The sequence below is a fragment of the Vibrio sp. M260118 genome (assembly GCF_036533755.1).
Taxonomy (GTDB): Bacteria; Pseudomonadota; Gammaproteobacteria; order Enterobacterales; family Vibrionaceae; genus Vibrio.
Window position 1 is genome coordinate 1 of sequence record NZ_JATABG010000064.1, and the last position, 15,026, is coordinate 15,026.

Below are 15,026 nucleotides of genomic sequence, written 5' to 3' on the forward strand. Positions count from 1 at the left end.
ATATTTGTTGTTTTGAGGAAGGTGAAGATGTTGAAGAAAAGGTGTTTAACGCAGCTAAATTGGCGGGTATTCACGATATCATAGTTAAGCATCCGAATGCATACAAAACCAAATTTGGCGGTAGTAAAGGGATTCAGTTATCAGGAGGTGAGATGCAATTGCTTGGGCTTGCCAGAGCGCTATATCATCAACCTAAACTATTATTGCTGGATGAGCCAGACTCAAATTTAGATATTTTATCTGAACAAAAACTTCTTAGAACATTAAATATTTTAAAGCAGCAAGGAGTTACTGTCATTCTAATTAGTCATCGAAATACGCTTGTTAAAATGGTTGATTGGGTCATTGTACTTGACTCAGGTGTGATAAAAGATGCAGGCAAAAAAGATGATGTACTTACACGCCTTCAAAAAGGAGCCGTAGCAAATATTAATAGGGAGGGTAGTCATGGCTAATTCATATCCAAGTAAACTGACCATAAGCCCTTCGCGCTATATTTTTGCTGGACTAATGGTATTGTTACTCGGTGGCGGCTTCAGTATTTACTGGCTTTGGTTTACAAGTATCGATGCCGCAGCAATCGCTCCAGGAGTGATATCTGTAGAAAGTAAGCGTAAATCAATAGAGCACTATGAGGGGGGGATCGTCGATACCGTTTTAGTTAACGAGGGGGACGAAGTTGCCGAAGGTGACGCACTAATTGAGCTTTCTTCTATTGCGGCTGAAACTAGATTCACTCAATTGCAGCAGAAGTACTATAGTAACCTTGCCCAAAAACAACGTTTGGAAAGTGAGAGAAATGGCGAGCAAAAGTTGTTTTTTACAAAAGATTTGCTTGATGCTTCAGAGCAATACCCTTCACTGACTTCATTGATGAAAACTCAGCAGTTGCTTTTTAATGGTCGCCTTAAACTGAGAGAGAGTGAGCTTGCGGTGCTCGATGCGAGGTTGGCTCGCTTTTCAAGTGATAAGCGGGCTCTGGCTAAGAAACTAGATAAAGAGCGTTTGGCGTATCGGTACTTACAGGAAGAAAGTAATATGCATGATGAGTTATTACCCGCCGGTTACACCTCTAAACTCAAGTCGCTAGAACTCTTGCGTTCAAAAGCTAGATTGTCTGGCTATCTTATTGATTTAGAAGGGCAATTACAGAATCGTGAAATCGCGTTGCTTGAGATCCATCAACAACGTGTTGCAATGGAGCACCAATATATCAGTGAGATTGAGCAGGAGTTACAAGAGCTAACTAAAGTTATGGATGATACCGTCGAGCAACTTGCTCAGGCTAAAGATGTATTATCTCGAGTTGTTCTGAAGAGCCCAAACTCAGGTAAGGTTGTTGGCTTGAGTGTGTTTAATAGAGGGGATGTTATTAGTCCAGGTGAAACTTTAATGCAGGTTGTTCCTGAAAACGATCGCTTAATCGTTGAAGCAAATCTGAAGCCGACGGATATTGCAGCTGTCTCAAAAGGACAGAAAGCTATGGTACGGCTTTCGGCTTATAACTTTAGAAACACTCCTCCTATAGAAGGGGAGGTTATTCATATTGCGGCAGATAGAATCACAGACGGTAACAAAGACCAGGAAGAGAGCTTTACCATTAAGGTAGCTTTGAACCCCGACGCTTTAGCAAATGTTGAAAATGTCCGATTGCATCCTGGTATGCCAGCAGAGGTTTATGTCTTGCTCAAGCAGCGTAGTCCTATTGACTATTTGTTGGAGCCCCTCCAGCTTGACCTTTACAAAGCCTTCAGGGAAATCTAGCATACTAGGGAAGTTTTTCTAGTATTGCCAATATACCAATATTGACCACGGGCAATTTGGCCGACAAGTTTTCCATATATTCCAGAACAAGATACCTTTAGAAATTATATTTATTTTGTCATGAAAAATTTAGCTTTGGTTACTTACGTTACAGTAACTTTATATGTTCTCACAGTTGGAATGGTCGCGCTTTATCAGAGCATGTACCGAAGTGCAGCAGAGTTACAATTGGAAAACCTGACTCATAATGTAGCTAATGCCGATGGAATTAAATTAACGATATCACTTTCAGATGAATTGTCTCAGTTCGCACTCCCAACAGCTTACGATTTAGACTTGAGCGCAACCCTATATGAATGGGAAGATTACTTATCTCAAGAAAATCAATATATTGAGTTGAGAACAAGTTTAAGAGAGACAAGTGCGAAGCTTCGTCCAACCTGGGCACCAAATCACGTAGAGCGCTCTAAGTTATCTCGCAAGCTTGGTAATGGTATGGAGAAAGAGACGTTGGATTTAGCTCTATTGTTTGGTCCTTATACATCACAGGCACTAATGCAACACATCGATTTTACGTTCTCACATTGGGAAGATGTAAGTCGCAAATTTCAAATCAAAGCTGCTACTCAATTAGTAGCTATGATCTATCGGAAAGAGTATCGCGCCGATTTGAATAATATGATCTCTTTTTCACGTGGAAAGGAAAGAATGTGTAATTTGCTTAAGTTCAACAATCTGACTGTAGAGTCTTGTAAGTAATATTAGTTAGTTTAGATAAGCCGTTTTTAATTGGCGCTACTCACTAATAGCCGTTAATTCTAAAAAAAGAGACAGAAAGTTACATAAGAGCCGTGTTAACGATGCATCAACCTTGCTAGAATTTGTAGTCACTGAGCTAAAAATTAATTCAAGGAATTTAAATGAAATTGCGATTTTTAACGGCTGCGTTAGCAATGTTCGCAGTATCTGCAAATGTCGTGGCAGATGAGGCAAGTCTAGATAGTGCGCTTCTAGAGTCGTTGGGAGATGTACCTGATGAACAATCTATTCAGTCTGCATTTTTAGCAAATCCAGAACAGGTTTTAGACGTACTGACTGCACTGCTATCCAACCAAGTCGTAGATCCTCAAACCGCTATTACCCAGGCATTGACTGTGTCACCAGGACTCGTAGATGAAATCGTGGAGATTGCACGTCAAGCTGGCGTGAGCAACGAAATTATTACAACGTCAGCATTGTTAGCAGGACTCGACCCTACGGTAGTTGCTGAAGCAACTGCTGCGGGTATACAAACTGCTTCTTCTATTGCGCCTCCAGCAGCACCTGCGGTTGGGTCTGACGGCGGTGGTGGTAATGCAGTCGTATCTCCTAACTAAACACTTTTGCATATTCCAGAGGGCCCGGCTTGTCCGGGCTTTTATTTATCTTATGAAAAACTTAGAGCTAGTTGTCTTCTATTCCTTTCTGATTCTAATAGTTTGGCTACCTATTCCTTTAGCTAGCAATCGAGATTGGGCTTGGGCTATTGCAGAACTATGGGTCGCAGGGCAGAGCCTAATACTGGTTATCGCATACCGAGGAGTGCTTCCCTTTGGAGCACTACGTCCATACAAAGTGTTGTTGTTAGGATTGTTAGGCTTTCAAATATGGGTATTGTTACAGACAATTCCTTGGCCCCTTGATTGGCTAGCATTATTTTCCGAGAAAACAGCTTATATCTACAGTTTGGTGGATGCAGAAGTTGGTTTTCTCTCTTTAGACTCTAGAATGAGCCAAGTGGCTTTGATTAAAGGCGTTACTTATCTTTTGTTTGCAGTAAATGCGGCATTTTTAGTCAACTCGAGCCAGCGTTTAAAGCTTGTCGCTTTATCATTAGTCGTCAGTGGAACATTTCAAGCATTTTATGGAGCTACAGCAGTTTTATTAAATGTACAGGAGAGTCTTGTCTTTGGCTTGCCTGAAAAAGACATCGCAACTGGCTCCTTTGTATATAAAAACCATTTAGCAAACTACCTAATGATCGCGCTTTGTGTTGGTATAGGGTTGATTGTGACACAACTTCACGTTAGTAAATCAGGCTCTTGGCATATTCGAACGAAACGAATTCTTGAGGGAGTGATGAGCCCCAAAATGCTCGTTCGACTGTGTTTGATTATTATGGTTATCGCATTGGTCATGACTCGCTCAAGGATGGGTAATACCGCGTTTTTTGTAGCTACCACGCTAGGTGGAGTAATCGCATTGCTTATCTATAAACAGAAACCCAGGGCATTAACGGCTTTGGTAGTTAGTGTGATTGCGATAGATACTATCGTTGTTGGAGCGTTGTTTGGTTTGGAAAAGGTAAAGCAACGAATAGTGGAAACTTCACTGGGAGTGGAATCGCGTGATCAAGTAGTAATATGGTCACTGGACATTATTCGTGACTTCCCGGTTTTCGGTACGGGCATGGGTAGTTTCTACGCAGTTTTTCCAATGTACTCAAAATCTGACATTGGATTTTATGACCATGCACACAATGACTATATACAGTTCATGGTAGAAGCTGGACTGCCTGCCACACTGTTACTCGGTTGCATTGTACTCTATTCATTTTTGCGTTGTATTAATACCATTCGAACTCGAAACAGTAGAACGATGAAAGGACTGGCTTTAGGTTCAATGATGGCCATTATCGGCATGCTGATCCATATTAGCGTTGATTTTAACTTACAGCCAATGGCCAATGCGCTAACGTTTGTTTTGGTCTTGTTTATAGCTAATGCTACAGCGACACTTCCTGCGATAGGGACTTCAACCACTCAAATTAAGTCTACAGAAAGACTACAAAGAAAGGGAAAGGTTGTTAATGATTAACCGAGTTCTCGTCGTATGCTCTGGTAACATATGTCGCTCTCCACTTGCCGAAGTGATTTTTAAACGCGAGTTGCCTCAAATTGAATTTGATTCGGCTGGTTTATTAGTAGAACAAAGTGGTTTGCATGACTACTCTGCGGCTCGCTATTCTCAAAAAGTAGCTAGCTTCCATAATTTAGATCTATCTTGTCATCGGGCTAAGCAATTGAATAGAGAGTTGGTTGAGTGGAGCGACCTGATTTTAGTGATGGAGCATGAGCATATCAATAGGCTTTCAGATATTGTAGCGGGAGCTCGCGCAAAAACACTTTTGATCGGTCAATGGATTGGTGTCGGTGAAGTAGCCGATCCTATCAATAAGGGCTATGCAGAATTTGTCGATTGTTACGCTACTTTAGAAAGGGCCGTAGATTCTTGGAGAGCTCGATTAGCTAGATAACCACCTATACCTTGAAACGGTCATTCTGTATAAACCAATCAATCTGCTTAGGTACAAATGATGAGTAAATCATACTGGTGTGGCTGTTTCTAATTTCAATATGGTCAGTCATCCCCTCTATCTTGGTCTCTTCGACAGTTACCGTGCCGTCTGACATCATTTTATTGTCCATTAATAGTAAGGAGCGAAAACCCAGTGGCAGGGTTCCTGCGATACAGCCCAATCGCTGTGGCAGTGACCAACTCGATTCGTGTTGAGCTAAACCGAAAGAAGGGGAGTTACCTAGGATAGCACTCATGCCTAGCTCTTGAATTCTGGTCACAATAGAGGCGCCTTGCATGGGAGAGCCTATGGTTACAACATGGGAGACAGTGTCTAGATCGGGCTTTCGAGCTTCTAAGTAGTGTTTGATGATGAGCCCGCCTAGGCTATGACCGATAAGGACATTGCAGGTGGATGTAGACAGAGCATTGTCGATAGATGAGAACACTTGTTGTTCATCGATAGCTACACTGTTGTAGGACAGAATTTTGGTCCGATAACCGAAATCCCTAAGTCGATGGCTTAATGGCTGCATAACCATGCCGTGCATATAAAGCCCATGTAAGATAATGATTTTCATATGAATCCCCACAGCAAAGCTTATAGAGAATCTAACCATTTTCTTTGATTGACGCACTCAGTTTTTGTCTAGTTTGTGCAGCGGCGCAACCTCCAACTAGCTGTTGGTCAACATCGCTGCACTTAACTATTCAGTCGCTAAATCTATCGCCTTTCAAACCGTGTGGTGGATGTTGATTTGACATCTTTCGCTTCAGAGTGGAGTTGATACCTCATCGACGAGATAGAGTATTGATTGATACGGTATACCACTATGATGCGATAAGCCAATTTCACAAGTCCGACTGTTGCTAAAGCCGCGCTGGCACCCATTTGGCACTTGCTCTTTTAATGGGTGGACTGCTGCTTCGTTTAACTCTGGTGTGGTGAAGCCTTTGTCACCCGCCCAACCGCAACATGAGATGTGTTCTGGGACAACGACGTTAGACACACAAGCCTTAGCCAGCGATAGCATCTGCCCCTCTAATCCCATACGACGAGAGCTACAAGTCACGTGGAGCATCACGGTCTCTTGCTTGGGTGTGATGGCTAGATGCTCAAGAAGATACTTAGCGACAAACCCCGTTGGTTCTAATTTTTCCATCGGTTTGGTGAAGTTTTCGATACTGCGTTTAGCACATGGACTAGTATCCATTAAAATTGGATATTCGCCTTCATAGCTTGCCTGCCAGAGTGAGGCCTCTAACTGCTGGGCTTTTTGCGTTGCAACTTCAGTCATTCCTTTACTATCGTAGGGCATGCCACAGCATTGATCATCGAGTTTCTCTGGGATGATAACTTCAAAGCCCGCTTTCTTAATGAGTGACAATGTCACTTCAGTTAGACTGCGTTGGTCTTGAGCATCACTTTGCTGTCCCATGGTTCTTGCAGCACAAGAAGGGAGGTAAACCACTTTTTTATCTGAGCGTACGAGAAGTTCCATCGACTTATCGAGCTTATGGCTGTTCGATTGTGGAGTTTCAGGAAGCCACACTGGTGTTTTGTTGTTGGTTATTTTGCGGATACCGTTAGTCATGGTAGATACAGCACCTTCCCCAATGACTTTGACCGCAAGCTGGTTGGCTTTTAATGATGCGCGAGTTAAAGAGGTAGTGGTAGAGAAGTGATCGGCCGTCCACTTGGCTATTGGAGTAAACTTCTTGTATTTGGCTGTTCGTAGTTGTTTAACCAAGTCTCCGGTGTTGATTCCAACTGGACATCGATCGGCACATAAGCCTGTTGCAGCACAAGTATCAATGCCTTGGTATTCAAAGATCTTCTCTAACTCACTTGCATCAGTATCTTCGCCCAATGCTTTACGTTTTTGCAGTTCGCGATACAAGGCAATGCGCTGACGTGGAGAGAGAGTTAACGTGCGAGATGGACATACTGGCTCACAGAATCCACACTCTATACAACGGTCGACGATAGGGTCAGCCGCAGGCATAGGTTTTAGGTTTTCGATATGTGAGTTAGGGCTATCATTAATGATCACGCCCGGGTTGATCAGGCTATCAGGGTCAAATAGTGTTTTGATTTTCTGCATCAACTTGTAAGCATCGGCCCCCCATTCTAGCTCAACATACGGGGCCATGTTTCGCCCAGTACCGTGTTCAGCCTTAAGTGAGCCTTGATATTTAACTGCGACCAAATCGGCAACATCATCCATAAACTTGCCGTAGCGGTTTATCTCTTGCTCTGAATCAAAGCCTTGAGTGAATACAAAGTGAAGGTTACCTTCTAGGGCATGACCGAAGATGATCGCCTCACTGTATTGATATTTGTCGAATAGAGATTGAAGGTCGCGTACCCCATTAGCGAGGTTTTCGACTGGAAATGCGACATCTTCGATAATGACCGTGGTGCCCACTTCACGCACAGCGCCGACTGCTGGGAACATGCCTTTACGAATACCCCATAAGTTGGCAACGACCTTAGGATCAAGGGTAAAAGGAACTGACGCAACTATGGTATAGCCCGAAAGTGAGTTGAGTATATCGGCACACTGTTGGTCAATTGTCGCTTGGTCACTCGCGTGCGTTTCAATCAGCAGTGCTGTCGCTTCTAAGTCAAGTCGCTGGATAAACTCTGGCATACCGGGTTTGTCTGCGACAGATCGTAGCGCACGCCCATCCATTAACTCGACTGCAGCCACGGGGGTTTTCGAAAGGGTTGCTACGGCTTTGCTTGCTTCCTCAATATCCGCAAATACCAGTAGTGCGGAAGCTTTGAAATTATGCTCAATGACTGTGTTGTATGTGATCTCAGCAATGAAGCCCAATGTGCCCTCAGAACCTATAATTAGGTGCTCTAAAACTTCGATAGGGTCGCTATAATCGACCAAGGCATTTAATGCGTAACCTGTAGTGTTTTTTAGTCGGTATTTGTGGCGGATACGTTCTGTTAGCTCGGTGTTGGCCTGAGTCTCTTTGACTAGTTCTGCAAGGCCGTCGACGATATCTGGTCGAGTCGCACAAAAAGCTGCAATGCTCTCTTTGCAAGAGGTATCGAGCAGAGTTCCATCATTGAGAACGACTTTAACGCTGTCGATGGTCTTGTAAGAGTTCTGCGCAGTACCACAACACATACCGCTGGCATTGTTGGCGGCAATACCACCTATTTTACAAGTATTGATTGAGGCCGGATCGGGACCAATTTTGCGTTTAAACGGCGCGAGGTACTTGTTGGCATCAGCGCCGATAACACCAGGTTGAAGGATGATTTTATCGCCATTGTCGATGATTTCGTGACCACGCCAATCGTCTGTTAGCGTGATAAGAACAGAGTCTGACACCGCTTGGCCAGAAAGACTGGTGCCAGCAGCGCGAAAGGTAAAGTGAATTTGCATTTCACGACAGCACTGAATGGTATAGATGACTTCACCAAGATTTTTTAGCCGCACAACGATTTGCGGCACTAAACGGTAAAAGCTTGCGTCAGTTCCATAGGCGAGCCGTTTGGTGTGCTCGGTAATGATTCTTTCGCGATCAATCTCAACCGCTAATAGAGATTCCAATTGACGATATTTGTTATCACTTTCTTGATTCGACATCTTTGCTTCCTTGTGCTTGCTACTGGCGTTGTATTTTTTATGTGGCCAGGTTCCAAAAAAGGTGTCAGCTCGCAATAGATACTGCAGTGACACCTAGGGAATTATTTAAAGTTGACCAACGAGTCTCGATTTAAATCGTGGATATTTTTCGCACCAGTGAGTGTCATCGCAACTCGCATCTCTTTTTCATACAAGTCGAGTAGGTTCTCTACACCTGCTTGACCTTGAGCGGCAAGTGCGTAAATGAATGAGCGGCCTAATAGGGTGCAATCAGCGCCCAGTGCAAGCATACGAACCACGTCTAAGCCTGTGCGGATGCCTGAATCAACGAAGATTTTAAGATCACCTTTTACCGCATCGGCAATAGTCGGTAGCGCTTTGGCTGTTGACAATACACCGTCAAGTTGACGTCCGCCGTGGTTTGAGACAACAATGCCATCAGCGCCAAAGCTTACTGCGTCTTTGGCATCTTGTTCGTCAAGTATGCCTTTAATCACCATTGGACCGTCCCAAAACTCACGAATCCATTCAAGATCTTTCCATGAGATGGATGGGTCAAAGTTATCGCCAAGCCAACCAATGTAGTCTTCTAGTTTGGTTGGTTCACCGCGATAGGTTGAGATATTGCCTAGATCGTGCGGTTTACCAAAAAGACCAACATCAAATGCCCAGCTCGGATGACGCATGGCTTGGAATACACGGCGAGCTGCGGCATTTGGTCCGCTCATGCCAGAGTGCATATCGCGGTAGCGTGCGCCCGGAACTGGCATATCTACGGTAAACACTAATGTGGTGACACCCGCAGCTTTAGCGCGCTCAAGGACATTTTTCATAAACCCGCGGTCTTTCAAAACGTAAAGTTGAAACCACATTGGGCGCTCAATTGCAGGCGCAACTTCTTCAATAGGGCAGACAGATACCGTCGACATGGTAAACGGGATCCCTTTGTTCTCAGCGGCTTTCGCAGCTTGAACTTCACCGCGTCTTGCGTACATACCGGTAAGACCAACCGGTGCAAGTGCGATTGGCATAGAGAACTTTTCGCCGAATATTTCTGTATCGAGACTGAGGTCTTCCATGTTTTTTAGGACACGCTGTTTGAGAGCGATCTCTGCTAAATCTTCAGTGTTTCTTCTCAGCGTATGTTCACCGTAAGAGCCACCATCAATGTAATGAAATAGAAAAGGCGGTAACTTTGATTTAGCGGCTGCGCGGTAATCAGTTGAAGCAGAAATAATCATAAAAGTTGTCCTATATTGTTGTACTTAACGCCTTTCTTTGAAGGCTTAGTATGGTTGAACTGGGTTATCAACATAAATAGTAAATTGGTATAAAGAGAGGTGCCGTCGCCCACAAATTTGCTCGAAAAATCAAGCGCTCTCTTGTCAGGGGCCAAGGCAACAGCACCTCGTCGTCTTGTTATTGCATCAAGGCGTCAGTGATGTGTAGGCCATAAATTGCGACTAAACCAATGATTCCAGTAACCAATAGATAGTAGATGGTTGGGATGATAGTTTTACGCAAAGTCGCACCTTCACGACCAAGCAAGCCAACCGTCGCAGATGCAGCGACTACATTGTGGATAGCAATCATGTTTCCGGCAGCAGCGCCGACAGCTTGAAGCGAAACCACAACAGCACTTGAGATGGTTAGCGTTTGAGCGACTTCGAACTGGAACTGACTAAACATCATGTTCGATACTGTATTAGAGCCAGCAATAAACGCCCCTAGTGCTCCAACAGTAGCGCTTAGTGCAGGGAAGGCGTCACCGACCAGTCCAGCAGCAAAGTTGGCGGTAGTCACTGGCATGCTCGCAAGGTCTGCACCATTAATGCCCGAGTTAATGAAGATACGCACCATAGGAATAGTGAATACAAGCACAAATCCGGCACCAATTAGGGTTTTACTTGATTCGCCAAACGCTTTTGCTAATGGTGTTACGCTACGCGATTGAAGTAATACAGCAACAAAGGCAACAAATACTAAGATGCCTCCTGGAAGGTATAGTGGCTGAATCGCAGTGCTGATGCCTGCTTCACCAAGAATGTTACCAAACGATAGGCTAACACTGCGCAGCATTGATTTAAATTCTGCGCTTACTCGGCTCGCAACTAAAACAACTGCTAACAGCACATAAGGTAGCCATGCTAATACCATGCTCATCGGTTTTGCTTTAGCGTCATCGAGGTCGATTTTTAGCGAGCCTAACCATTCAGCAGGCCACTTGTTTTCTTCCTCAAAGTCCCAAGTTGTTTTTGGCACTAAGAAGCCACGCTTTGCTGCTGAAACAACAATAGCAAGTCCAACTAAACCACCAATCAAAGAAGGGAACTCAGCGCCAAGGAATACACCGGTTAGCGCATAAGGAATGGTGAATGACAGGCCAGCGAAGATCGCAAATGGCAAGATATCCAGACCTTCAGTCCAACTTCTGTTTTTGCCAAAGAAGCGAGTTAACATCATCGCCATGAGAACAGGAATAAGGGTGCCAACACTTGCATGGATAAGGGCGACGCTTGATGTAATTTGCTGCAGGTACGCATCCCATGTTGAGCCATTTGCGATAAGGGCTTCGCCAATGTTGTGAGTATCTAGACCTTTATTTACACCAACGATAATCGGTGTACCTACTGCGCCAAATGAAACCGGAGTTGATTGGATCATCATCCCCATCAAAACGGCGGCGAGGGCAGGGAAGCCGATTGCAACAAGAAGTGGTGCAGCGATTGCGGCGGGCGTACCAAAACCAGAAGCACCTTCGATAAACGAGCCGAAACACCAAGCAATAATAATTGCTTGAACGCGTCTATCTGGCGATATGTTGGTAAAGCCATTGCGAATGGTAGAAATCGCGCCTGTGTGCTTCAACGTGTTGAGCAAGAAAATAGCGCCGAAAACGATCCAAAGTACAGAGACAGTAATACCTAACCCCTGAAATACCGAGGCAAGCACACGGGTTGTTGACATGTCCCAAGCGAAAAGGGCGATAATAACGGTTAGACCAAATGCGACTGGCATCGCGCGTTTTGCAGGCCAATTGAGGCCAACCAAAAGTATGGCGGCAACGACAATTGGGGAGAAAGCCACAAGGGCAAGTAATGTTTCACTCATTGGTACATCCTTTACATTCTTCGTTTAGGGCTCTTAGGAGTCTCTTAGATTTTATATTTGTGATGTGTTTGTTAATTTCGGGTGAATTTACCCCTTTATTTTTTGCTGATATAGGGAAATAATGAAAATGATTAATTCCAAAAGTGACATAATAAATGCGAGCAGATGACTTAATCCTGTTTTCTCAGGTTGTAGAACTGGGTAGTTTTAGTAAGGTTGCGGAGATAAATAACCTTACAAATTCGGTAGTTAGCAAAAGAATAGCCCGGCTAGAGCAAGAAATTGGCGTGCAACTATTGTATCGCACAACGCGCAAATTAACGTTAACAGAAGCGGGCAAAGCGTTAACACACGGTGCTAAAAATGTGAAGCAAGCCGCTCAGGAGGCTATGGATGCAGTTTCAGGTTTTGGAGAGAATGTCAGCGGTCATATTAAAATGTCGGTGCCAAGTATATCCGGTGATTTGATACTTGCTGAAGCAGTTGCAGAGTTTTGTAACCTGCATCCAGGCTTGTCGGTAGATATGTCTCTTAATAACCGTTTTGTAGATTTGGTTGATGGAGGCTATGACCTAGTGATCCGAACGGGCTACTTAGAAGACTCAAGCTTAATTGCGCGCCATATCCTCGATTCGCAGTGGGTAGTTTGCGCTTCTCCCTCTTATATTGCGAAAAACGGCAAACCAACTGAGCCTAACGATCTCATGCAACATAACTGTTTGCAGCCTTGTTTACCATGATATTCGCAATGGACTGCTGGTGGATCTCTTTCCAGAGCAAGTTGGTAAGAAGCTAGGTATCTATGCTGTTTATCCTTTTACGCGCCAACCGCCGAATAAAGTTAAACTCTTGATTGAACATATTAGAACCCGCTATTTGGCCATCTCTCACTACTTTTAAGCGGGAGAAAAAAGCCGATGCATCCTTGCGCCGGCTTTGGGTTCGGCGGCCAAACCGAAAAATCCCTTATGCCGCTTCGATGGATTCGTCTAAGTCAAATGATGCGGCAATCAATTTCTTGGTGTAGTCACTGCGTGGATTGTGGAAAATCTCTTCGGCAGTTCCTTGCTCCATCACTTCGCCCTTTTGCATCACCAACACACGATCAGACAGCGCTTTTACAACGCTCAAGTCGTGGCTGATAAACAAGAAGCCAATGTTGTGTTTTTTCTGCAAATCTTTAAGAAGATCAATCACTGTAAGCTGGACGGAGCGATCAAGTGCAGATGTTGGTTCATCAAGCAGTATAAACGAAGGTTCAAGGATTAAAGCACGTGCTATGGCAATACGTTGTCGCTGACCACCAGAGAACTCATGGGGGTAACGGTTAATGGAGTGAGGCTCTAATCTTACTTCTTCAAGGGCTTTACGTGCTTTCGCCATTCGTTCGGCACGTGTTAGATGTGGCTGATGAACCGTCAATGCCTCAGTAATAATATCGCCCACGGTCATACGTGGAGATAATGAACCATACGGGTCTTGAAACACCATTTGGATATCTTTCTTTAGATTGAATCGTTGCTTGTCAGTGAGCTCATCTATGTTTTGGCCTTTGAACTCGATGGAGCCCGTTGATGGCAGTAATCCAATTAGAGCGCGTCCTAGAGTGGATTTACCAGAGCCAGACTCTCCAACAATTCCAAGCGTTTCACCTTGCTTAAGGTACAAAGAGATACCTTTCACTGCTTCAAAGTATTTATTGCGGCTAGGTAGGAAGTGAGACTTGATCAAAAACTTAACCCGTATGTCGTCAGCTTTTAGTAGCTCGGGAGCGTTGCCATGAATTGGATCTTTGCTACCCTTAGGAATTGAGTTTATCAGCATTTGAGTGTATTCGTGCTGTGGCTGCTCAAAGAGATCTTGGCATATGCCTTCTTCAACAACGTCGCCTTTACACATTACGATTACGCGATCAGCGAGGTGTTTCACGACACCAAGATCATGAGTAATAAACAGGATAGACATACCCATTTTGGCTTGAATTTCTTTAATTAGGTTCAAAACCTCAGCTTGAACCGTGACGTCTAGTGCTGTGGTAGGTTCGTCTGCAATTAAGATATCGGGCTCATTGATAAGCGCCATCGCAATCATAATGCGCTGCAGTTGACCGCCTGAAAATTCATGAGGGTATTTAGTGTAGGCTTGTTGTGGGTTTGGTAAGTGAACCAAGTTAAACAGGTCTAAAACCTTTTGCTTTGCCTGTGAATGCGTGACGCTTTGATGGCACATTACCGCTTCCGCAACTTGAATACCTACGCGCATAAACGGATTAAGTGATGTCATTGGCTCCTGAAAAATCATTCCAATTCTATCGCCACGAATGCCTTGCATGGCTTTTTCTGATTTTTCTAATAGCTCTTCATGTTCAAACACTATGCTCGATTGAGAATGAACGATAGCGTTGTTGGGTAATAGTTGCATTAGTGCGTTGGTTGAGACGGATTTGCCACTCCCTGACTCCCCAACGATGGCGAGAGTTTCTCCTTTGCGTAGATCGAAGTTGACATCCTTGACTGCGTCAACCATTCCATCGTTTGTGGTAAAGCTAACCGAAAGGTTTCTTACCTTTAAAATAGGCACCTGTGACATTGTACTTCCTTATCAATTAATGGTGTGTGCACTTTCTATTACGGAGTTATGTTGCTTGAGTGTGGAAAAATAGTGATGTGCTTTCTGTACATGTTCGAATTCAAGCATCCACTGCGCACTTCGCTGAGCGCTGCAAAATGCGCCCATGTGTCTCAATAAATCTTCACACTGATTGTGAATAACATGCTGAGTAGCGCGAACGAGATCGAATGTTTCAATCGAGACAAACTGAAGCTGGGCATAAGTTTGATTGAGCAGATCGAATGCTTTCTGTTGCTGGCCCATCTTATTGAGGATTTCAGATTGAGATACGGCAGCATCACGTAATCCAGTGACTAAACAGCTAAATTGGCACGGTTTTGTCTCTGTATCTGTCAGCGCATCTTGCAAATGGTTGGGTAGGTGAGTCAGCACTAAGTCGTATAAATAGTGTGCCTCGGGCCAATGGCCCTGTTCTAACATTTGTTCCGCCTTTAGATAGTGTGTCCAGCATTGCTGTAAATCCATGTTCCAGTACTCCGCCTGCGAAAAGTTGCGTACATTTAAATACAACTCATTAACCAATGCAAATTGTTCTCATTTAATTGCGGCTTTTTATATAATTTGATTAAAAAA

12 protein-coding genes and 1 pseudogene are annotated in these 15,026 nt (G+C 44.1%); 7 read left to right on the forward strand and 6 right to left on the reverse strand.

What is annotated here, in order from left to right:
* The 6 genes from QTO00_RS06230 to QTO00_RS06255 form a co-directional block, all read left to right on the forward strand.
* Positions 1-455: ATP-binding cassette domain-containing protein (locus QTO00_RS06230; protein WP_331423693.1), on the forward strand; the 455-nt coding region annotated here is incomplete at its 5' end.
* Positions 448-1,764: an HlyD family type I secretion periplasmic adaptor subunit gene (locus QTO00_RS06235; RefSeq protein ID WP_331423695.1), complete on the forward strand. Its 1,317-nt coding sequence runs from the start codon at positions 448-450 to the stop codon at positions 1,762-1,764. The genes QTO00_RS06230 and QTO00_RS06235, both read left to right, overlap by 8 nt.
* 120 nt (positions 1,765-1,884) lie before the next feature.
* Positions 1,885-2,523 carry a hypothetical protein gene (locus QTO00_RS06240; RefSeq protein WP_331423697.1) on the forward strand — a complete coding sequence of 213 codons (639 nt, stop codon included), beginning with the start codon at positions 1,885-1,887 and terminating at the stop codon, positions 2,521-2,523.
* A 161-nt stretch (positions 2,524-2,684) separates the two neighbouring features.
* Complete coding sequence (locus tag QTO00_RS06245) at positions 2,685-3,140, forward strand: hypothetical protein (protein ID WP_331423698.1); 456 nt, start codon at positions 2,685-2,687, stop codon at positions 3,138-3,140.
* 52 nt (positions 3,141-3,192) lie between these two features.
* A complete protein-coding gene (locus QTO00_RS06250; RefSeq protein ID WP_331423699.1) occupies positions 3,193-4,620 on the forward strand; it encodes an O-antigen ligase family protein in 1,428 nt (475 codons plus the stop codon).
* Positions 4,613-5,059, forward strand: a complete 447-nt coding sequence (locus tag QTO00_RS06255) for a low molecular weight protein-tyrosine-phosphatase (protein WP_331423700.1) — start codon at positions 4,613-4,615, stop codon at positions 5,057-5,059. The genes QTO00_RS06250 and QTO00_RS06255 overlap by 8 nt, the downstream gene beginning before the upstream one ends.
* Positions 5,060-5,063: 4 nt before the next feature.
* On the opposite strand, the gene QTO00_RS06260 is transcribed toward QTO00_RS06255, so the two are convergent.
* The 4 genes from QTO00_RS06260 to QTO00_RS06275 all read right to left on the reverse strand — a co-directional run bounded on the left by QTO00_RS06260 (position 5,064) and on the right by QTO00_RS06275 (position 11,822).
* Positions 5,064-5,681: an esterase/lipase family protein gene (locus tag QTO00_RS06260; protein WP_331423702.1), complete on the reverse strand. Its 618-nt coding sequence runs from the start codon at positions 5,679-5,681 to the stop codon at positions 5,064-5,066.
* 192 nt (positions 5,682-5,873) lie between these two features.
* Entirely contained in the window at positions 5,874-8,711 is a 2,838-nt protein-coding gene (locus QTO00_RS06265; protein WP_331423704.1) for an FAD-binding and (Fe-S)-binding domain-containing protein, read from the reverse strand.
* A gap of 101 nt (positions 8,712-8,812) precedes the next feature.
* Complete coding sequence (gene lldD / locus QTO00_RS06270) at positions 8,813-9,952, reverse strand: FMN-dependent L-lactate dehydrogenase LldD (protein WP_331423705.1); 1,140 nt, start codon at positions 9,950-9,952, stop codon at positions 8,813-8,815.
* Positions 9,953-10,130: 178 nt separating this feature from the next.
* Positions 10,131-11,822, reverse strand: a complete 1,692-nt coding sequence (locus QTO00_RS06275) for an L-lactate permease (protein ID WP_331423706.1) — start codon at positions 11,820-11,822, stop codon at positions 10,131-10,133.
* A 155-nt stretch (positions 11,823-11,977) separates the two neighbouring features.
* Between QTO00_RS06275 and QTO00_RS06280 the strand changes: the two are divergent.
* Positions 11,978-12,722 (forward strand): annotated as a pseudogene (locus QTO00_RS06280) (LysR family transcriptional regulator).
* A gap of 66 nt (positions 12,723-12,788) precedes the next feature.
* Here the strand turns inward: QTO00_RS06280 and QTO00_RS06285 are convergent.
* Positions 12,789-14,411: an ABC transporter ATP-binding protein gene (locus QTO00_RS06285; RefSeq protein ID WP_331423708.1), complete on the reverse strand. Its 1,623-nt coding sequence runs from the start codon at positions 14,409-14,411 to the stop codon at positions 12,789-12,791.
* 12 nt (positions 14,412-14,423) lie between these two features.
* Complete coding sequence (locus QTO00_RS06290; protein WP_331423709.1) at positions 14,424-14,918, reverse strand: hypothetical protein; 495 nt, start codon at positions 14,916-14,918, stop codon at positions 14,424-14,426.
* Positions 14,919-15,026 lie beyond the last annotated feature (108 nt).